Raw genomic sequence first — 19,300 nt, 5'->3', positions numbered from 1 at the left:
AATCCGGTAAAAGGAGGGGAGGCTGCTGTGCGGTTTAAGTCATTGAAATTCGATAATTCTTTTGGAGTGCGTTCAAGCTGGCTGTGTTTGGCGGTTTCATTGAGTGCGATGCCAGCATTTGCGCAGCCGGAAGCGGTTGAGGATGCAAACGTCGCCGACGAGACGGAGAACAAGCAGGATCTCGTTATCACCGGCACGCGCCTCGTGGGATTTTCCGCGCCGACGCCGGTGACATCCATCGGGCAGCAGGATCTGGAGGCGAAGGCCATCCGGTCCGTGACCGACCTGATGATGGATGTGCCGACGTTGCGTTTCAATCAGAACAACGGTCAGGTCAGCGCGCCGATCGGCGCGAGCAATCTCGACCTCAGAGGTCTCGGGTCCAGCCGCACGCTGTTGCTGCTCGATGGACGTCGCTTTGCTGCGACCGATTCAAGTGGCGGCGTGGACGTCAGCGTCATTCCGGCCGTTCTCATCAATAAGGTTGAAATCGTGACCGGTGGTGCCTCGGCGGCATATGGCTCGGACGCCGTGTCGGGCGTCGTGAACATATCGCTCGATTCACGACTGGAGGGCGTGAAGGGGAGCGTCCAGTACAGCGAGACGACATATGGTGACCATCGCCAGCCGGGTGCTTCTCTCGCGGTCGGAAAATCCGCGCTGGGCGGGCGCCTCCACGTCATTGCCGCGGGTGACTTCTACAGGAATACGGGCCAGCTCGACCAATCGACGCGTCCCTGGGGCAGCCACAACTACGCGGTTCTGACCAACCCGGCCTACACGACGACAAATGGTCAGCCCCAGCGTCTGATCCTCCCGAATTCCACCACCACCCAGCTCATCAGTGGCGGCGTCACGGCCCTCAACAGCCCGGCTGCTCTGCGGGGTATTCAGTTCGGGCCGGGCGGTACGGTTCTTCCGTTCGATTTCGGAACCAATGTCGGGTCCAGTTTCATGACAGGCGGTGATGGCGGGACCCCCATGGCGACCGCGAACATCACGCCCCGCTATACCCGTTACGCAGGCTTCGGGCGGGTCTCCTTCGACTTCACGGACGATACCTCGATCTTCGCCGACGCACTGTGGTCACGAAGCGAAGCCTTTACCGACCAGAATCCGAATATCGATTCCGGAACGATTGTCCTTCGTCGCGACAATGCATTCATGCCGGCCTCCATCCGCGATCTCATTCCCGCAAACGGAACGTTGACGATCGGTCGCATCAATGAGGAAGATGGCACTCTGTCGACCACGACGATCGCCACCGTGCGGCGTTATGCGTTGGGGATCGAAGGAACGTTCGGCGCCGGCTGGCAATACAGCGCCTATGCACAGATTTCCCGCAATCTCTACGAGCGGGCCGATGCCAGCAACCGGATCAACGCCCGATGGCTGAATGCGATCGACGCCGTCATCAACCCGGCGACCGGTCAGCCGGCCTGTCGGATCAATGTGGATGCGTCCACGACGAATGACGACCCTGCCTGCGTACCGTCAAATCTTTTCGGTCCCGGGTCGGTCAGCGCCGCCGCCGTCGCATATTATATCGGGACGTCCACGTCGCGTTCCGAACAGCGGCAGAATGTGTACGCGGCGAATATCAGCGGATCCCCGATGAGCCTTCCCGCCGGTGACATTCAGCTCGCGCTTGGCGCCGAGTATCGCACCGAGGAGGTCAGTCAGGTCTCCGACCCGATTTCCCAGGCAAGCGGCTGGCGGCAGATCAACGCCCAGACGCTGAGCGGCCGTTTCAACGTGAAGGAGCTTTACGGCGAGATCGGCGTGCCCGTCCTGAAGGATTCGGCAATCGCCGAGGAACTGGATGTCAGCGGCGCCTTGCGTCTGACGGATTACAGCACCAGCGGCTCCGTGACGACGTGGAAGGTCGGTTCCACCTACACGCCGGTTCGGGGCATCCGCTTCCGCGGCACTGTGTCGCGCGATATCCGCGCGCCCAACGTGAACGAACTCTTTTCCGGGCAGGCGTCCGGCCGCCCAATCGTGATCGATACTTCGTTCACGCCGGCGCGTTCGAGCACCGTCAATCAGCTGACTGGCGGCAATACCGCACTGAAGCCCGAAAAGGCGAAAACCTATACGGTCGGCGTGGTCCTCGAGCCGTTGTTCCTGCCGCGCTTTCATCTTTCCATCGACTATTACACAATCTCGATCGACTCCGCGATCCTGGCGCCGACTGCCCAGCAGGTCGTCGACGGATGCAATATCGGCGTAACCGCCTTCTGTTCTGCGATCACGCGCGATCCGGCCACGAACGTGATCACGGATGTTCGCGCCACCTTGCTGAACGCCGCGACCTTCAAGACAAAAGGCGTGGATATCGAAGCGGAGTATTCGTTCCCGGTCGGGGAGGGTTCCGTCACAGCTCGTGCGCTCGCCAACTATGTGAGCACGCTCTATAATTCGGTGAATGGGGAAACAGCCGGTCAGACGGGTTCGGGGACGGGCATACCGCACTGGCGCGGCAACATATCCCTCTCCTACAGAACGAATAATTATCTTTTCGGAATTCTCGGTCGTTACGTCCAGGGTGGCGTTTACAACAGCCTCTATTTCGAGGGCGGTGGTCCCAATAGCATCAACAACAATCATGTGGGCGGACGAGCCTATATTGACGTTAACGGCAGCTACAAGATCACGCCCGAGGTAGAGATATTTGCCAAGGTCAACAATCTTCTGGATAATGACCCGCCGATTACGCCGCAGGTCATCACTGGAGCCAGCGCCGCGGGCTCTCCTTTCTACGATCGCGTCGGGCGGCTGCTCACGGGCGGCGTGCGCTTCCGCTTCTGACGCGAGTTCCCTGCGCAACCGGGTGTCTTCTTCTCCCAGGACACCCGGTCAGGCGATCCAGGTCGGCAGGTCCCGCTGGCACGCACTGCGAGGCAGGGGATCCTGTAATGCTGAAATCCGGGCTCTGGCGGAAAGGATCGGTGGCGTGAAGGCAAGCAGGCGATACGTCCTGGCTGCGGGAGTGATCGCAACCCAGCTGGCCGCAGTGAGTAAAGCCGCGATCCTCGCAGCACGGACTGACGTCTCAGAAGGCGATCCCTTGCCACTTGAGCCGGAGGCGCCACCCGTTTCACTGGCGGACGGCGGGGAGGTAGCCAGGCTCGGGGGCGTCGACCTCTGGTATTGGGAACTCGGCAAAAAAGGCGCCCCGACAATCATTCTCCTGCATCCCGGTACCGGCAGCGGAGAAGTCTGGGGCTATCAGGCGGCCCCATTTGCCGATGCGGGCTTTCGCGTCGTGGGCTATTCGCGGAGAGGCTTTCTGCGCTCCACGCGTGGCGATCCGGCCAATCCCGGGACCGCGAGCGACGACCTGCGCCTGTTGCTGGACCATCTCGATATAAGGCAGTGTCACATCGTCGGGACGGCCGCGGGCGCTTTTGTCGCCACGGCATTTGCGGTGAGCTGGCCGGAGCGTGTCGCATCGCTTTGCCTGGCCTGCTCGCTGCTCTCCCCTTCCGATCCGGTCATCGGACGAATGGCGGCCTCCTTGCGAGGTCCCTGGTACGATGGCGTGCCTCACGATGTTCGTGAACTCGCGCCCTCCTATCGGATGATCAATCCGCAAGGTGTCGAGAAGTGGAACGAATTCCATGCGCGCTCGCGCGGCGACAACCCGCCCATCAGCCAGCCGTTTGGGCGCCCCGTGACACTCGATCACATCGAACAGTTGGAGATGCCGGTGCTGCTCGTGGCGGGAGACGCCGACCTTCTCTCCCCGCCGCCCATCGCCCGTCTGCTTCATCGCTCCATTCCCGGAAGCGAGTTGGTCGTGATTCCGGAATGCGGACATTCGGCCTATTGGGAACGACCGGGCCTCTTCAACGCTGCGGTGGTCGCTTTCCTCGAAAAGCATGCCCGGGAAAGGGCGCGCGCGACGTGACTGCGATGGGCACAGGCCGCCAGGCCGGTCGCGGACGGGGTTGGGTCGGAGCTCCCTGTGGCAGTTGTGGCGAGCACGGCCGCCAGCATTCTGCTTTCAGGCCCTCGCAAACCTCTTGAAGCCTTTGTGGGCAGCAATCCGGTCCGAGGTTGATCTTCGATGATGTTTTGCGGAGGGTGTCTTCAAAGAGAATGCGGCGGGGGATTTATGCCGCGCAGACAAGCTGAAAGGGAGAGACGGCCAAGTGTCCAATGCGTCAGCGCCAGATTCCTCTCCCAGCCTCGAAGTGGGCGCGGCCGATACCCAGACTTCTGTCCGCGCGGCCTGGGCGGTGGGCTTCCTCACCTTGGTCTCGACCTTCAACTATCTTGACCGTTCGCTGCTCGGCCTTCTCCTGCCGTTGATCAAGGACGATCTGGACCTGAGCGACACCGCGCTGGGCCTTATTTCAGGCGTGGCGTTCGGGTTGGTTTATGCGTTGCTCTGTCTGCCGATCGCCAGCCTGGCGGACCGGTCCAGCCGCCGCAACATCATCACAGCCGGTTTTGCTCTCTGGAGCCTCATGACAGCCCTGACCGGCTATGCGGTGAACGGCATCCAGCTGGCGATCTGTCGACTGATGATGGCCGCGGGAGAGGCGGCCGGGGTCGCTCCGTCCCAGTCCATGATCTCCGATGTCGTGTCGCGGGAGCGCCGACCGTTTGCGCTTGCCATCTTCCAGACAGCCTTTGCCATCGATGCCATCGTCTTCCTTCCGCTGACGGCCTGGATCGCCGGCATTCATGGCTGGCGGGCCGCCTTCCAGTTCGCGGGCTTTTTCGGGCTCCTGCTCGCTATCATCTTCTTTCTGACAGTCCGGGAACCGGAGCGTAGACTGGAAGGCCGGGCCGAGCGGGCGCCGGGGGTGACGCTGATCCAGGCGATGTTCGGCTTGTGGAAAGTGCCGGCGTTTCGCGCGATGATGCTGGGCGTCGCGTTCACCGGCGGGGCGCTCAATGCGGCGAGCGCCTGGACGTCGGCGCTTATCGTGCGGGTGCATGGCCTGACGGTTACCGAGGTGGGCCTTTACGTGACACCGTCGCGCGGCTTTGTCGCGGTCTTCGGCATTCTGTTCGTGGGGTGGATGGCTGAACGGCTGGGCCGCCGGGACGAACGCTGGAGGTTCGGGGTGCCGGCCCTGGTGTGCCTGATCGTAGCCCCCGCTTACCTCATGTTCCTCCTGAGCGACACAAGGTCCGTCTGGATCATGGGGATGCTGATTTCGGGTGCACTTCACACAGCGGCGCAAGGTCCGCTCTTCGCAGTCATCGTCGCCCTTTCGCCCGAGAATATGAAGACGGTGGCGCTGGCGATCAAAGTCTTCGTGGCCAATCTCCTGGGGCAGTTATGCGGGCCGCTGGCCGTCGGCATATTGAACGACCTTCTCATGCCCATCCATGGCGATCAGGGCATCCGTTATTCGATGATCATGGTGGCTGTTTGTTACTTGATGGCGGCGATCTGCTTCTTGTGGGCAGGGCGGTTGGCACGACGAGACGGGCATTATGCGCTGCGTTAGGTCGTGATCCCGGCAGGCCGCAGACGTGGCCAGGAGAAATACGGGGAGGGGGGACATTTTTCCGATCGATTATGCCGGTGCGGCATAAGGAAAGATGCTGACAAAGTATTTGTTCGCTGCGCCAATTCTGGTCTTCAGGGAGTGAGGTCAAGGGCAGGGGCGCAGCATGCGGATATTCGGACAGCTCTATATTCAGGTTCTGATCGCGATTGTCTGCGCCGTGCTGGTCGGGCTGCTGGCGCCCGATTTCGCGCGCTCGATGAAGCCTCTGGGGGACCTGTTCATCGCGCTGCTGCGCATGATGCTCGCGCCGATCATCTTCTGTTCCGTCGTTCTCGGGTTGACGCATGTTGCGGACATGAAGCAGCTCGGCCGGCTCGCCCTCAAGACTCTGATCTACTTCGAGCTCGTCACCACGGTCGCAATGGTGCTGGGCTTTGCTGCAGCGAATTTTTTCCGGCCCGGAGACGGGCTGCATGCCCAGATGATGGATTCGGGGCCCGCACTGGCGCAAGTCGCGGGCGCGGCAAGCGAGTTCACGGCTCTCCATTTCCTCATGAGCATCGTACCCAAGACGCTGGTGGGGGCCTTCGCGGATGGAGAGATATTGCAGGTGCTGTTCGTCTCGCTCCTCGTCGGCGCGGCGCTAAGCATCGGCGGGGTGCGCCCGGACTCGGCGCTACTGCGGGGCATTGACGAAGCCCAGACTATCCTGTTCCGCATTCTTGGTTTCATCATGCGCCTCGCGCCGCTGGGTGCCTTCGGCGCGCTCGCGGCTGCGCTGGGCTCCTTCGGGCCGCAGACCCTCCTCTACCTGACGAAGCTCGTCCTCCTTTACTGGGCGACGTCGCTGGTGTTCGTGCTGTGCGTTCTGGGCGGCATATTGATGGCCCTGGGCATATCGCTCGGCAGGCTGGTGTCCCTGATCCGGGACGAGATGATGCTCGTTCTCGGCACCGCCTCGGGCGAGGTCGTGCTGCCCCGCCTGATCGCCAAGCTCGAGGCCTGCGGGTGCGACAAAGCCGTCGTCGGCTTCGTCGTGCCGGCGGGGTACAGCTTCAATCTCGACGGGACGGCAATCTACATGGCGCTGGCAGTCGGCTTCATTGCGCAAGCCACCGACACGCCGCTCGGCCTGGCCGACCAGATCGCAATTCTGGCAGTCATCATGCTGACCTCGAAAGGAGGAACGGCCGTGGCGGGCGGCGCGTTCGTCAAGCTGGCCGCGACTCTCCAGACGGTCCAGAAATTACCCTTGAACGGCCTTGGCCTTCTGTTCGGCGTCGACCGCCTGATGGCCACCTGCATCGCACTTACCAATATCATGGGCAATTGTGTGGCGGTGCTGGTCATCGCGCGCTGGGAGGGCGGGTTCGACAGGGAGCGGTTCGAGCGCTGGACCGCCGCGGAGGTGGACGCCGCCATAAGCGGCAGCGGCACCGTCCCGCACGCCGAGGAGGCGCGGTCGTGACGCGCTCAGTCGGCCTGATCCATCATTCGAGCGCCGATCCACTCCTGCCGTTCGACGAGCGAGCGAATGATCGTTCGAACCAGCTGCGCGGTTTCCGAGGCGAGCCAGTTCTGGGGCCCGCCGCTCGTTACACCCAATGCCAGGGTCGATACGAGCTGCGGCCTGCGGATCGGCCGCAGGCAGAGCGTGCCGTCCGCTTCCTCGCGCGCGGCGCCGGCATGCGTCTGGATGGTATGGCCATACCCCCGCTTCACCAGTTCCTTGACGAAGGGCACGCTGTCGACCTCCGCGACGATGGACAATCGGCCCCCGTTCTGGGCCACTGCTCGCTCCACGAGCCGGCGATTGCTGTGCGGCAGCGCAGGCAGAATGAGGGGCAGGCGGGAGATGTCACGAAGGCGGATTTCATCCGCGATCGACGCATCCGGCGGCGAGAGGAGAACCATGTGCTCATGCAGGAGCGGTTCGATCTCCACGCCGACCATCGGCAGGGGATTGTGCATGACCGCAATGTCGATGCGGCGGTCAACGAGCCATTCCTCGAGCGAGGAACTGATGCCTTCGCGAAGGATCAAAGTGGCGTTGGGCCATTGCTCGCGAAAGCGCCGGAACAGCTCGGGGCCGATCAGCAGCCCGCATGTCGGGGGAAGACCAACGGTGACATGGCCCTGGGCCCGGTGAACACGGCCGCTGACCAGCTCGGCCGTGGCGTCGAACTGATTGATCAGCTGCTCGGCCTGGCCGAGGAGCAGAGCTCCGGCCTCGGTCAGGTCGACACCCCGGCCGCTCCGGGTGAAGAGCCGGACGCCCAATGTTTCCTCCAGCTTCTGAAGCTGTCGGCTGAGCGCTGGTTGGGCAATGTTCAGATGCATGGCGGCCCGATTGACGCTCCCAAGTCGTGCGACATGGATGAACGACCGCAATTCCCGAATGTCCATTGGCTCTCCAGAGACCGATATTGGGAGCAACGCGACTGTTTGTCCACCAAAGCCGGACCTTTCTCATGAACCCATCCAGAATTCTCCCCGCGCCTCCCGCCGCTGATGCCGAGGGCATGGCGGCCGAGGCACAAATTCGCGCAAGCCGGGGCCGCATATCGGCTTTGTACGGCATTCTTCTCCATAGCAGGCCGGTCGCGACCGGGTGGGAAGCGCTGCTGACGGCGATCCGCCAGAAAACCGGTCTAGCGCCTGCCCTGCGCGAATTGATCATTCTTCGCATCGCAGTGCTCAACGAGGCTCCCTATGAGTTCGAGCAACATGTGCCGCATGCGCAGGCCGCGGGCCTCTCCAGCGAGAAGATCGCCGCCTGCCGGGAGGGGGACCGCGCGCCCTTCGATCCGGTCGAAGCGCTGGTGCTCGACTATACCGACAGCATGACCCGCCAGGTCCGGGTGCCAGCGCCACTGTTCCAGCGGGTCTCCACGGTCTTCGACGAACAGGGCATCGTCGAGCTTACCGCCACGATCGCGGCATATAACATGGTCTCGCGGTTCCTGGAGGCGCTCCATGTCCGTTGAGGCGAATGGTGACGGCGCGGGCCCTTCGATCCTGATCGAGATTGATCCCCATGCCGACATGCTGGACGCGCTGATGACCTCGCTGGGGGAGCTGGTCCGAGCGTTTGCCGGCGATCCCGCGCGTTTCGCTGCATATCAGGACCTGGCCACTGGCCGCATCACCGCCTATCTTCCCGCGGGTCGGCAGGTTCCGTCGGTCCCGGACGTCAAGGGCCTGCTGGACGAGTGGATGGAACCTCTGATGCTCGGACCGGTGTCCGTCAGTCTCCTGTCACCTCGCCTTGCTGTCGCGGGTGCCTCCGCGGGGCATCCGGCACCTTTCCGATATGTCGTGCATACCGATGTCGAGGCCGGGGGGGCGGGCGAGCTCGAGCGCTGGTATGACACCGAGCACATGCCCGGGCTTGCCGCAGTGCCCGGCACGGTTTTCGCGCAGCGCATGATCTGCATCGAGGGTTCACCGCCCTATTTTGCCTGTTATGATCTGACGGCGGCGGATGTGCTCGACAGCGATCCGTGGCTGGCGGTGCGGACGACGGAATGGAGCTCGCGCGTGCGGCCGACATTCCGGAATACGCGTCGCTTCATGTCACGGCGCCTGGACTATCGCGGCTCATGATGCCTGCGCTGCCAGCGGGTGCCTGCGATGCGCATTGTCATATCTTCGGTCCGGCCAGTGTTTATTCCTATGACCCGGCCCGCAGCTACACACCGGAAGATGCTCCCCGTGAGGCCCTTTTCGAATTGCACCGCAGCCTTGGTATCGACCGGGCGGTGCTGGTTCAGCCCAACGCCCATGGCTTCGACCATCGCGCCATGATCGATGCGATCGCGACATCCGGCGGGCGCTATCGCGGCGTCGCCCTGGTCCCGTTCGATATCGAGGATCAGGCGCTGGACATTCTCGACCGGAAAGGCATTCGCGGCATTCGCTACAACTTCCTGCCGCACCTCTCGCCGCCGCCGCCGCTGGACGCCTTCCGCGATATGATGAAGCGCATCGAGCGGCTGGGCTGGCATGTCGTCCTGCATGTTGGCGGGGCAGATCTTCCCGGATTGCAACCCTATCTCGAAGGCCTATCCGTGCCGGCGGTCATCGATCATCTCGGCCGAATCGAAGCGAGTGCCGGGCTGGATCAGAAACCCTTCCGGGCGCTGCTCGATTTTGCGCGGCGCCCGGATGTGTGGATCAAGATTTCCGGATGCGACAGGGCATCGGCGGCCGGGGCTCCCTGGCGCGATGTCATCCCCTTCGTGCGGCGAATCGTCGACGCAGCGCCGGACCGGATCCTGTGGGGAACGGACTGGCCTCATCCGAACATCAAGGGCCCGGTGCCAGACGACCTCGCACTTCTGGAGCTGTGCCACGAGATATTGGGTGGCGATGGCCTGCTGAGGGCCGTGCTGGTCGACAATCCCGCCCGCCTCTACCGTTTCGACAACGAATGCGAGGCGTCGCGCCTATAGCGTCCATCGTCGCGGCGTCGGCCTTCACGGCGAGCGATTGGCCGCCGGAGCATCGGGCGGTCGCTGGTAGCCATTGCGATCCAGCCGCAGGCCGGGTCTGACCAGGCAGGGGGTACAGTCCGTCTGGTGAAGCGGGGGGAGGCGACCGCTCACCGGATTGGTGAACTCGAACCACATCGGCATGATGGAAGGCCATTCGATTGTTTGCCCCGTTCCGCCCCGAAAGCCTTCCGCGCGCTTGCCCAGCGCCTTGATGGGAATATCCGGCGGGAAGGGATTCGAAGCCGCGGTTGCGGCGCTGCCGGGCGGCGGGTCCTTGACCTTGGCCCAGAGACCGTCCTTCCAGGCCAGCGACCTGATGAAGGGCTCCTCGATCGTCAAGTCCCAGATCCGCCAGTGGCCGTTCTCCAGCACATACTGATTGTAGTACATCCCGCCCCAGAACGACGCGCCGAAAAGGTCGCCGGCCTTGCCGACCGTTTTTCCCGTGCGGAAGTTGAACAGGCGGACGTGGCCCGTTGCCGAACGGCCGTCGTCGGAAATCAGGAAAACAGGCTGCACCAGCCAATGATAGGAAATGCCGGGCCGCTTCTCTGGTTCGGCGCTCGGTGCGCGGGCCGCCAGGATCCGGTCACGGCCGATATAATAGCCGATGGCGGGTGTCACCTTGAAACCCTTCTCGGCGATCAGCCCGGCGAAACCGGCAGGGCGGGAATCATCGAGGTAGAAGCCGTAGGCCGCCCCCACGTTCATCGCTCCGTCCCGGGCTCTGGATCGATCGAGGCGGCGACGGATCTCGTCCAGGTCGACCGGCGCATCCCTGCCGGCGGCGATCCTACCAGTCAGCGGACCGGTCGCGACCAGCTTCGCCCGGCCCTTCGCCCGCACCGGCCTGCCGGTGACCGGGTGTCTGCCGAGGAAGGCCGGCACCAAATCAGCCAGCGAGGCCTTCGCGTCCGGCCTGTCGGGAGCGGTGGCGCCGGCGGGGACGGGGTCGGAAATACGGCTCTTGCCCCAGCCCAGGAAAATATCTGTCTTCGCCTGCACGAACCGGCGCATCTCCTGCAGTTTCCAGACCCCGTCCTGCCGGATGAACCGGTTGTGGAACGTCGCGATCTCCCACCAGCCCTGTTCGCGATCGGCCTCGCCGAGCATTCCCAGTTCGATACCCCGCGCATGGGCCTCGTTGCCGCCGGGATCGACCTTCACGGTCACATTGAACTGGACCCTGTCGTTCAGCTGGCCATGACGCAGGCCCTGTTCGCCGATCCTGTCGAGCCAGCGGCGGACTCCCACCTTGCCTCGCCAGATGCCTTGCCCGCCGATCTCCACCGCGGCGTCCTCGGCGAAAAGGTCCACGACATCGTCCCACATCCTGCGGTCGGCATAATAGCCGTAGATCGCCTGCAGATTGCGGACCCGATCCTCGTCATTGAGCAGCGTCACGCGCTTCTGCAAGGCGGACAGCGCTTCGGCTGTGCGGGGCGAGGAGAGGGCGGGCTGAACGGGGAGGCCGGCATTCGTCAGGTCGAAATGATAGGGCGGGACAGGCAGGTCGCCGCCACCCCAGTTCGTCCAGCCTTCCTCGTAAGGCCCTTCGAGCTGGGGATAAAAATGTGCCGCCGCGATCTTCCAGACGCTTCCTTCAAGCATGTAGTCGGTGGCGAGCACGCCACCTTCGATACGTGCCTTGCCACCATGGCCGTGGAATATGAGAGTCTGGAAACGCGCCTTCGCCGTCCGCCCATCCGCAGCGAGGTTGATGACGGGAGAGTCGATCATCATCGCCGAGAGCCCCCCGCGCACCTGTCCCTCGCGCCCGCCGCCATATCGGGTCCGCAGGAACGACGCGATATCGCGCGGGCCATTCGCCGTCTTCGCCGGTCCAACCTGCCCGTCGAATATGAATCTGCCCTCCGGCGCGAACAGGTCGCCGATTTCGTCCCACAGGCCGTACTGAGCATATTGGGCATAGCTATCCTGAAGCAGTCGGACGCGCCGCAGGCTTTCCGTGATCGAGATATCCCGCGCGAGCATGCTCCGTGCGGGATCCGCGCCCGCAGGACTGTCGGACAGAAATGCCAGGGACGCACAGAATGCTGCGAGGAAGCGCATCATGCCTCATTCACCACTGGAAAGATGGTCCGTGGCGCGCACCGGTCGTTATAAGGGTGAATCAGGATTGGCGATCGTGCGCCACATGTGCGCGACATGACTGCCGTCGAGGCCGAGACCTTCCTTCGGCTGGCGGAAATGGCGACCGATAATATCCTCGAATTCCCCCAGTTCGACCTTCACGTCCGGATCGAACGAATAGAGGTCGTTCACGGTGACGAGACGCGGGGCCATGTACCAGCGATGGGCGCGAACCATCTTGTACTCGGCCTGCATATGCGGGGGCGGGACATAATCCTCGCCATACATGTTGCGGTACAGGTCCGGGTATTCGTATCCGGCGTCCTCGTCGGGGAAGAACCGCAGGGACGCGTGATGCCGGATGGCGAAGGTCGTCCGTTCGGAGACATAGGGCTCGAAGAGCTGCGCGCTCCAGAAGCCATGTTCGCTGCGCATCAGCGACATTGGCAGATCATGCAGCAGGCAGGCGAGGACGACTTCCTCATCCATGCCGCGGCTTTTCGCCAGATGAGCGCTCTGGAGGCAATGATCCCTGGAGCCATCGAGGCGTAACCGTATGAAATCGATCAGGGTCGGGTTGGCGGGCATGGCCGGCAGGTAACCGACATTGCCTTCCTGGCCGGCGAACAGCTTTCCCACGCCGCGACGATAAGGGCGGGTATTGATCTGTGCGTTGACCTCAGCGACCGAGGGAAACGTCTTTTTCGATGAATTGAGGGCATCGTTCAGATGCATTTCCAAGGCGTCAGCTTTGGCTTCACCGCTCATGCTCGCCACGGCGGCTGCGCCACCCAAAGCAGTTATGAAATTGCGCCGATCCAGGACAGGCAGTTTCAAATTGCTCGACCGTAACGGATCCTGCTCCATGCTCGCTCAATCCTATTACCGAAAAAAATTCCGGTAACTGATAATATGGTTATTCACCGAGGGCAAGCGGATTTGATTTTTCTCCAGGCAAGCCTGACACGGGCAACATGCAGCCGCTCAGCCATCCGGCCGTCGGGCCGCGCTTTGGCAGCCTGTCGTCAGAACGAGATAAAAGGCACCCGCGCCGGGTGCGCGCTGCTGCGTTATCGTTAGGCCAGGTCACCCGAAATGATCGGCCAGGACCTTCGCGATTTCCTCAGGCGCTTCGATCGGAGAAATATGGGCTCCTGAAACCTGGGCGAGCTTTGCGCCGGCGATCCTGGCGAGCAGCAGTTCGCCATTTCCCGCGAGAGGTGTCGAAATATCCCTTGTGCCGATGACCACCAAAGCAGGTGCGCCGATCTCGTCCAAGCGATCGACGAGGGCCATGTCCCGGATCGCGGCGCCACAGCCCGCGTAGCCCTCCGGGAGCGTGGAAAGGAAGGATCTGCGGATCGTTTCGGCATATTGCGGAGACGTCTCGATGAATTCGGGGCTGAGGAAACGCCCCATCACCGTTTCAACGATGCTGGCCATGCCCTCGGTACGCACGCGTTGAATCCGGTCGCTCCACATCTGAGCATGCGTCGTGGCGGTCGTGCAGATGAGGGCGAGGCCAGATACACGCTCTGGCCTCGCCAGTGCCAGTTCCATGGCGATCATTCCGCCAAGGGATACGCCGGCGATCACGGCCTGCTCGATGCCGGCCGCATCCATGACCGCCACCACGTCGCCCGCCAGGCTTAGAAGGTCATAGTCACTGGGCGATGCGTCCGATGCTCCATGTCCACGCGCATCGATCCGAAGGACGAGAAAATCCTCCAGCAAGAAAGGCATGGCGCGATCCCACATGCCCATATCGGTCCCGATCGAGTTGAGGAGGACGATTGGCGGTTTGCCGGACGCGCCCTCCAGTTTCCAGTGCAAGCGGACGCCGTCATGGGTGACAAATGGCATGTCATTCTTCTCCAGGGTCGAGGGGGGGGGGATGATCGGGCCGGAAGACGATCCGGCTCCTCAATCGGTCCCCGATGAAAATCTGCGCTGGCTGACCAGGATGCCCGCCGTACCAAGCGCCAGCAATCCGGCGAAGTAGAATTGTCCTGCTGCCAGCGAACCGGTTCTATCAACCAGCCAGCCAACGAGGATGGGACTGAGGAAGTTGCCAAGACCGGCAAGCGTCGTGACGAGCGCGATCCCGCCAGCCATTGCCGGCCCCGACAGCATGGTCGAAGGCAATGACCAGAAAGGTCCCATCGCCGAGAATGTGCCACTTGTCGCGACCGCCAGCGCGATCAATGCCAGGCTGGTATTCTGGGCGACGAAAGGGAGGAGTGACCACCCCACGGCACCGACAAGCGCCGGGATCAACGTGTGCCAGCGCCGTTCCTGCAGTCGGTCCGACCTGCGCGCGATGAAATACTGGAAAAAGACAGCGATGATGAAGGGCAGCGCCGAGAGCAATCCGACATCGCGCAAATTCTCAACACCGCTCTTGTCGATGATCGTGGGCAGCCAGAAGAAAATGCCGCCCGTGCTCACCATGATACCAAAACCGAGCAGTCCAAGCGCATAGAAGGCCGGATCAGCCAGCACTGCGCCAAAGGTGGCATGGGCGCCGTCTCCGAGCTTTCGCGCATCGGCCGAGGCATCAGCCATGATCTGTGCACGCTCATGCTCGGCAAGCCAGCGACAGTCGGATGGCTTGTCGTCGAGCACCGCATAGGCGACCAGCCCGAGAAGGATTGCTGGCAGACCCTCGAGCACGAACAGCCATTGCCAGCCGCGCCATCCCCAAACGCCATCCATTCCGCTCATGATGAGCCCGGCAAGCGGACCTCCCAGCATCCCGGCCACAGGAATGGCCGCCAGAAAGATGGCGTTGAACCGTGCGCGCCGACGCGCCGGGATCCAGAAAGTGAGATACAGCAGGACGCCAGGGAAGAATCCAGCCTCGGCGGCGCCCAGCAAGAAGCGCAACGCGTAGAAATGAGGCGCGGTGGACATCCACGCCATCAGCGTGCAGCAGATTCCCCAGAAGATCATGATCCGCAGGATCGTGATGCGTGCGCCGATCTTTGCGAGCCACTGATTGCTCGGAATCTCCAGCAGAACATAGCCGAGATAAAAGATGCCCGCGCCGAATCCGTATTGCGCGTTGGTGAAGCCGAGGTCGCCCATGAACTGGATCTTGGCAATCCCGACATTCGAGCGATCGATGAATGCGACGATGTAGCAGATGACGAGAAGAGGCATGATCCGCCACAGCACCCGTCGATACAGGAGATCGTTCTCCGGCTCTACGAGGTGCGTTCGTGCCGAAGGCGCTTGCGAGCCGGAGGCGTCTCTCGGCGTGATCGCATCGTTCGTCAAAACCCTCTCCTAAGCCGCGATGCAGCACGCATGATGTGATAAAAGGATAGTCTTATGGCTTTTAATGAGTCAAGCTGCTCATCGGGAGAAACAGCCTTGCTGACACGACATAAAAACCGTAAGACTGGTTTATAGGATAAAGGAGGGGCAGATGTCGAGTTGGGGCCTGAAATGCCTGTTCGCACTCATGGTCACCTTCTTGGCTGCCCAAGTGCAAGCGGCAAACGAGCTGACAATCGCGATTCTCACCAACAACGTTGACCTGGGCCCCGAATCGGCGCTGTTCGGACGGTTGAAGGCCGGACTGGGCGCGCAGGGCCGCGATGCAGACTCGATCATATGGGTGCGCCGCGCCGCCAATCGCGATCATCACGCCCTTGAGAGCGCAGCCGCCGAATTGGTCGCTTTGAAGCCACGTCTTATCATCGCCGGCGATACAACATCCACTCAGGCGCTTGCGGTTGCAAAGAGGTTGGTAAAGTCGGCCGTTCCTGTCGTCTTCTGGTCGCTGGATCCTGTAGGCGCTGGTGTCGCCGGCAGTTTCGATCAGCCGGGCGGCGACTTTTCCGGGACTGCCGACGCGGCCGACACCCAAAGGCGGGAACTGGATTTGCTCAGCCGCCTGGTGCCCGGGCTGAAGCGCGTGGGCATGCTGTACAATCCAACATACGCCCCGGCCCCCGGCGCTCTGCGGGCGCTTCAGACAGAGGGGGCCAAAAGCGGCATCGAGGTCCGGCCCTATGAAGCGCGCAGCGTCGACGCCTTTGAAGGCGCGGTGCGAGAGATGAAGGCGGACGGCATGCAGGCAATGGTCGTCGGACCGCACTCCCTGTTCAGCATGAATGGCCGCAAGATCGGCGGGCTCGCTCTCGCCAACGGCCTGCCCACGGCGTCACTTGTCGAGACGGTCCTGCAAGGGGGCGGTGTGGCCGCGTTCGGCCCGGATTTTAACCGTATCTGGTTCGAACAGGCCATTGTTGTGGATGCGATCCTCAAGGGGCAGTCGCCAGGAAGCATGGCCGTTCGCCGCCCGCCGGCCGCGATGACGCTCAATCTCGCGGCGGCGCGTGCGCTCGGACTGACTGTTCCGGTAGACCTCCTCGGCGAGGCGCAGCGGGTGCTGCCGTGAAGTGCCTGAACTTCATATGCGCCATGGCGCTTCTGAATAGCGCCACCCTGGCAAATGCCGGGGATGACATCAGCGCGTTACGGCGGCAACTCGATCGTTCGATCGCTTATGAAGCGGTGGAGAATATCTCGAACGCATTTGGTAACTGGATCGACGACGCCCAGTGGGATTCTCAAAGCAGCCTGTTCTCCGTCGACGGATGGCGGCAAAAATACCTCGTCGGCTTCTATGCCGGGCCCGCGCGCATCCGTGCGGCTGAAACCCTGCAAGTGTCAGTCATGCCCTCGCCGCGCCGCTCCGTCCGTATCCATCTGCGTGAGCAGCCTGTCATCACTGTGTCCGACGACGCACAGTCCGCCTATCTGCGCACTCGCCTCTTTCATATCACGAGCAATTGGGGCGAGGCGGGATCCGTCAAGAACGGCATGTATCCCAATGATGCGGCGGTCCTTGAAGATGGAATCTGGAAGCTCTCGGTCGTCGCGATCGATGAACCTTATTTCGTGTCCAATGGCTGGAAGGGTGGCTGGGCACGGGTGGCGCCAATAACCGAAAAGAGGCGGCTGACGACGCCGCCCATGATGCAGCAGATGCTCGACCAAATGCCGCCTGATGTCCCGCTGACCGCGATGCCGGTACGTGAGGGGGCATTCACGCCGGGGCCGGCATTCGTCCACTATCCGGAGGTGAAGCCCATGTGGTTCCATTATCGGAACCCGGTCAGCGGACGCGTGCCATCCCATTACTGCCCCGACCTGCGGACATGTGAATCTGCGCTCGCACGCTAAATTGCCGAACAAGGAACTATGCATGATCCACAAGATGCTGCCGGTGGCTACCGCTCTGGCCGTCCTATTCGGACTTGGTGCACCAGGCTCGACTCGGACGCCTGCCAATACCAGCGAAGCCCGACAGCTCGCCCACGACCTCGATCAGGCAGAGTCGCTGCGGGCGGTCAAACGCCTCCAGACCGCCCATGCACAGTTCATCCAGTATCGTCTCTGGGATGACGCGGTGCAGCTCTACGCCAAGGATGCAAAAGCGATCTTCGGCGAAGAGACGGTGACGGGGCGCGCCGCGATAAGGGCTCATCTGACGGCGCGCCTCGGGGATGCCGCGACGGGGCCGGCCGAGGGAGCGCTCAGTGTCGAGCTGGCGATGACGCCGGTGGTCACGATGGCGCCGGACGGCAACCATGCCAGAGGGCGTTGGCACGTCGTCACCATGTGGGGCCGCCGCGGCGGAAGTGCCGAATGGGCCGGCGGCATCATGGAAAATGAATATGTGCGGCAGAACGGTGTCTGGCGCATCGCCACGCTTCACTACTTCCCGCAGTTTGCCGGACCCTATGATCGGGGCTGGACGAACGTCACCGAAGACTTGGGGATTGTTCCCTATCATTACACGCCCGAGCAGGCCGGCGCGCCGATCCCGCGGGGGGATGCATCAGCGGCGAAGCGCCGCAGCGCAGTGCCCGACAAGGCAACGCTGGCAAGGCGCATCAGCGCGCTCAATGCCGAGGACGACGTGCGCAATCTTCAAAATGCCTATGGCTATTATGTCGACCGCAAGATGTGGGACGATGTTGCCGATCTGTTTGAGAATGACGCCTCCGTCGAGATTGCCGGCGTCGGCGCTTGGGACGGACCAGCCAGCATCCGTCGCGGCCTGGAGCGCGATGGCCCTCCAGGCCTGCGCGAGGGAGAGGTCAACGATCGTTTGCAACTCAACATGATCGTCACGATCTCGCCCGGCGGCAACGAAGCACGCGCCCGCGGCCTGGAATTCGGCATGTTGGGCAAGAACGGAGCCGATGCCTATTGGACCGTTGCCACGTTCGAAAACAGATATGTCCGCCGCGAAGGAAAATGGCGGATTGCGGCCATGCGTATCTTCCCCCAGATGCGCACCGACTATTTTCAGGGCTGGTCCAGGAGCTGGTTGCCGGAACCCCAGGTCGGTCCGGCCTTTGCGCCAGATCGGACCTCTCCTGCCTCCGGCCCGTCAGATATACCCGCATTCCATTACCGCCACCCCGTGACGGCAGCGCCCATCGCTTATCCAGCCGGGTCACGATCGGTTGAAGATCCCGCGGAGGGGATGGCGGCGGCGCCTCAGGCTGACGCTTCGGCGATCGACCCCCGTCGCGACCTCGCCCGAGCCATCGGCTACGACGCGGTCGAGAATATCTCAGGCGCGCTGGGGAACTGGATCGACGATTTCCAATGGGCCGACATGGCAGACCTGTTCACCGCCGATGGCGTGCGCCTCTCGCCCGCCGCAGGATATTATATCGGACCGGAACGGATTGGGGCCATGCAGGAAGCACGCTACGGCCCGCTTCGACGGCCGCGCGGTTCAGTTCCGATGCATCTGCGGGTTCAGCCCGTGATTCACAGCAATGCAGATGGGACGTCCGCCAGGCTGCGCGCACGTCTCCTTCAGTTCAATAGTAATCATTCCCGTCCGGGCTCCCTGACGGCAGGCCTGTATGAGGACAGCGCGCGCATCGAAGACGGCACCTGGCGGTTCAGCGAAGTTCTCATCCGGCATCTCTGGCGGTCGCCTGGCTATGCCGAAGGCTGGGCCCGCGTCCCGACCGACTTCGGCCGTCGTGCGGCTCCGCCTCCCGACAAGCTCTTGCGCGATTTCCCACCGGATTTTCCGTTGAAGGAAGACGGCTATGCGGTCTTTCCGAGCGTCAGCCCGATTTGCTTTCACTATGCCAATCCCGTCTCCGGGCGCCTGCCGGCGTCCCCTATGAGACGCTGTCCGGAAAAAGCGCTCTAAACGCCACGCCATAAAAGTCATATTATTGACCTTTTGAC

The 19,300-nt window shown here is 62.6% G+C and carries 15 protein-coding genes; 10 read left to right on the top strand and 5 right to left on the bottom strand.

Annotation, left to right across the window (positions count from 1 at the left end; all coding sequences use genetic code 11):
• Positions 1 to 66 precede the first annotated feature (66 nt).
• The 4 genes from SLG_RS15530 to SLG_RS15515 all read left to right on the top strand — a co-directional run bounded on the left by SLG_RS15530 (position 67) and on the right by SLG_RS15515 (position 6,942).
• Positions 67 to 2,811 (top strand): TonB-dependent receptor domain-containing protein, encoded by a 2,745-nt coding sequence (locus tag SLG_RS15530; protein ID WP_041392110.1) that lies wholly within the window; start codon positions 67 to 69, stop codon positions 2,809 to 2,811.
• Positions 2,812 to 3,070: 259 nt separating this feature from the next.
• Positions 3,071 to 3,913, top strand: coding sequence for an alpha/beta fold hydrolase (locus SLG_RS15525; RefSeq protein ID WP_014077450.1), 843 nt, complete (start codon positions 3,071 to 3,073; stop codon positions 3,911 to 3,913).
• Positions 3,914 to 4,157: 244 nt separating this feature from the next.
• Positions 4,158 to 5,471 (top strand): spinster family MFS transporter, encoded by a 1,314-nt coding sequence (locus tag SLG_RS15520; RefSeq protein WP_014077449.1) that lies wholly within the window; start codon positions 4,158 to 4,160, stop codon positions 5,469 to 5,471.
• Positions 5,472 to 5,637: 166 nt separating this feature from the next.
• Positions 5,638 to 6,942 (top strand): C4-dicarboxylate transporter DctA, encoded by a 1,305-nt coding sequence (locus tag SLG_RS15515; RefSeq protein WP_014077448.1) that lies wholly within the window; start codon positions 5,638 to 5,640, stop codon positions 6,940 to 6,942.
• A 5-nt stretch (positions 6,943 to 6,947) separates the two neighbouring features.
• On the opposite strand, the gene SLG_RS15510 is transcribed toward SLG_RS15515, so the two are convergent.
• A complete protein-coding gene (locus tag SLG_RS15510; RefSeq protein WP_014077447.1) occupies positions 6,948 to 7,880 on the bottom strand; it encodes a LysR family transcriptional regulator in 933 nt (310 codons plus the stop codon).
• Between the two features lie 65 nt (positions 7,881 to 7,945).
• Between SLG_RS15510 and SLG_RS15505 the strand changes: the two genes are divergently transcribed.
• The 3 genes from SLG_RS15505 to SLG_RS15495 are packed head-to-tail and all read left to right on the top strand — an operon-like array spanning position 7,946 to position 9,928.
• Positions 7,946 to 8,461 carry a carboxymuconolactone decarboxylase family protein gene (locus SLG_RS15505; RefSeq protein ID WP_014077446.1) on the top strand — a complete coding sequence of 172 codons (516 nt, stop codon included), beginning with the start codon at positions 7,946 to 7,948 and terminating at the stop codon, positions 8,459 to 8,461.
• Complete coding sequence (locus SLG_RS20540; RefSeq protein WP_014077445.1) at positions 8,451 to 9,080, top strand: hypothetical protein; 630 nt, start codon at positions 8,451 to 8,453, stop codon at positions 9,078 to 9,080. The genes SLG_RS15505 and SLG_RS20540 overlap by 11 nt, the downstream gene beginning before the upstream one ends.
• Positions 9,077 to 9,928 (top strand): amidohydrolase family protein, encoded by an 852-nt coding sequence (locus SLG_RS15495; protein ID WP_014077444.1) that lies wholly within the window; start codon positions 9,077 to 9,079, stop codon positions 9,926 to 9,928. The genes SLG_RS20540 and SLG_RS15495 overlap by 4 nt, the downstream gene beginning before the upstream one ends.
• 24 nt (positions 9,929 to 9,952) lie before the next feature.
• Here SLG_RS15495 and SLG_RS15490 read toward each other — a convergent pair whose 3' ends face one another.
• The 4 genes from SLG_RS15490 to SLG_RS15475 form a co-directional block, all read right to left on the bottom strand.
• Positions 9,953 to 11,965 carry a nuclear transport factor 2 family protein gene (locus tag SLG_RS15490; RefSeq protein ID WP_158512732.1) on the bottom strand — a complete coding sequence of 671 codons (2,013 nt, stop codon included), beginning with the start codon at positions 11,963 to 11,965 and terminating at the stop codon, positions 9,953 to 9,955.
• A gap of 126 nt (positions 11,966 to 12,091) precedes the next feature.
• Positions 12,092 to 12,931 (bottom strand): hypothetical protein, encoded by an 840-nt coding sequence (locus SLG_RS15485; RefSeq protein WP_014077442.1) that lies wholly within the window; start codon positions 12,929 to 12,931, stop codon positions 12,092 to 12,094.
• A gap of 219 nt (positions 12,932 to 13,150) precedes the next feature.
• Positions 13,151 to 13,927 carry a 3-oxoadipate enol-lactonase gene (pcaD, locus tag SLG_RS15480; protein ID WP_014077441.1) on the bottom strand — a complete coding sequence of 259 codons (777 nt, stop codon included), beginning with the start codon at positions 13,925 to 13,927 and terminating at the stop codon, positions 13,151 to 13,153.
• A gap of 60 nt (positions 13,928 to 13,987) precedes the next feature.
• Positions 13,988 to 15,343: an MFS transporter gene (locus SLG_RS15475; RefSeq protein ID WP_014077440.1), complete on the bottom strand. Its 1,356-nt coding sequence runs from the start codon at positions 15,341 to 15,343 to the stop codon at positions 13,988 to 13,990.
• 151 nt (positions 15,344 to 15,494) lie between these two features.
• On the opposite strand from SLG_RS15475, the gene SLG_RS15470 reads away from it, so the two are divergent.
• The 3 genes from SLG_RS15470 to SLG_RS15460 are packed head-to-tail and all read left to right on the top strand — an operon-like array spanning position 15,495 to position 19,262.
• Positions 15,495 to 16,472, top strand: a complete 978-nt coding sequence (locus SLG_RS15470) for an ABC transporter substrate-binding protein (protein ID WP_014077439.1) — start codon at positions 15,495 to 15,497, stop codon at positions 16,470 to 16,472.
• 23 nt (positions 16,473 to 16,495) lie between these two features.
• Complete coding sequence (locus SLG_RS15465) at positions 16,496 to 17,260, top strand: nuclear transport factor 2 family protein (protein ID WP_014077438.1); 765 nt, start codon at positions 16,496 to 16,498, stop codon at positions 17,258 to 17,260.
• Positions 17,261 to 17,282: 22 nt separating this feature from the next.
• Entirely contained in the window at positions 17,283 to 19,262 is a 1,980-nt protein-coding gene (locus SLG_RS15460; RefSeq protein WP_014077437.1) for a nuclear transport factor 2 family protein, read from the top strand.
• The last annotated feature ends 38 nt before the right edge of the window (positions 19,263 to 19,300 follow it).

Origin of the sequence: Sphingobium sp. SYK-6 (assembly GCF_000283515.1) — a bacterium.
In the GTDB taxonomy this organism is placed as follows: Bacteria; Pseudomonadota; Alphaproteobacteria; order Sphingomonadales; family Sphingomonadaceae; genus Sphingobium; species Sphingobium lignivorans.
The sequence above is the reverse complement of the archived record's forward strand: the minus strand, read 5'-3'. Positions and strand labels throughout refer to the sequence as shown.

Excerpts from the sequence above, each read along its gene's own strand:
- SLG_RS15515 (WP_014077448.1), top strand. The coding sequence starts at position 5,638 with ATGCGGATATTCGGACAGCTCTATATTCAGGTTCTGATCGCGATTGTC.
- SLG_RS15510 (WP_014077447.1), bottom strand. The coding sequence starts at position 7,880 with ATGGACATTCGGGAATTGCGGTCGTTCATCCATGTCGCACGACTTGGG.
- SLG_RS15505 (WP_014077446.1), top strand. The coding sequence starts at position 7,946 with ATGAACCCATCCAGAATTCTCCCCGCGCCTCCCGCCGCTGATGCCGAG.
- SLG_RS20540 (WP_014077445.1), top strand. The coding sequence starts at position 8,451 with ATGTCCGTTGAGGCGAATGGTGACGGCGCGGGCCCTTCGATCCTGATC.
- SLG_RS15495 (WP_014077444.1), top strand. The coding sequence starts at position 9,077 with ATGATGCCTGCGCTGCCAGCGGGTGCCTGCGATGCGCATTGTCATATC.
- SLG_RS15490 (WP_158512732.1), bottom strand. The coding sequence starts at position 11,965 with ATGCTCGCGCGGGATATCTCGATCACGGAAAGCCTGCGGCGCGTCCGA.
- SLG_RS15485 (WP_014077442.1), bottom strand. The coding sequence starts at position 12,931 with ATGGAGCAGGATCCGTTACGGTCGAGCAATTTGAAACTGCCTGTCCTG.
- pcaD (WP_014077441.1), bottom strand. The coding sequence starts at position 13,927 with ATGCCATTTGTCACCCATGACGGCGTCCGCTTGCACTGGAAACTGGAG.
- SLG_RS15470 (WP_014077439.1), top strand. The coding sequence starts at position 15,495 with ATGTCGAGTTGGGGCCTGAAATGCCTGTTCGCACTCATGGTCACCTTC.
- SLG_RS15465 (WP_014077438.1), top strand. The coding sequence starts at position 16,496 with ATGGCGCTTCTGAATAGCGCCACCCTGGCAAATGCCGGGGATGACATC.
- SLG_RS15460 (WP_014077437.1), top strand. The coding sequence starts at position 17,283 with ATGATCCACAAGATGCTGCCGGTGGCTACCGCTCTGGCCGTCCTATTC.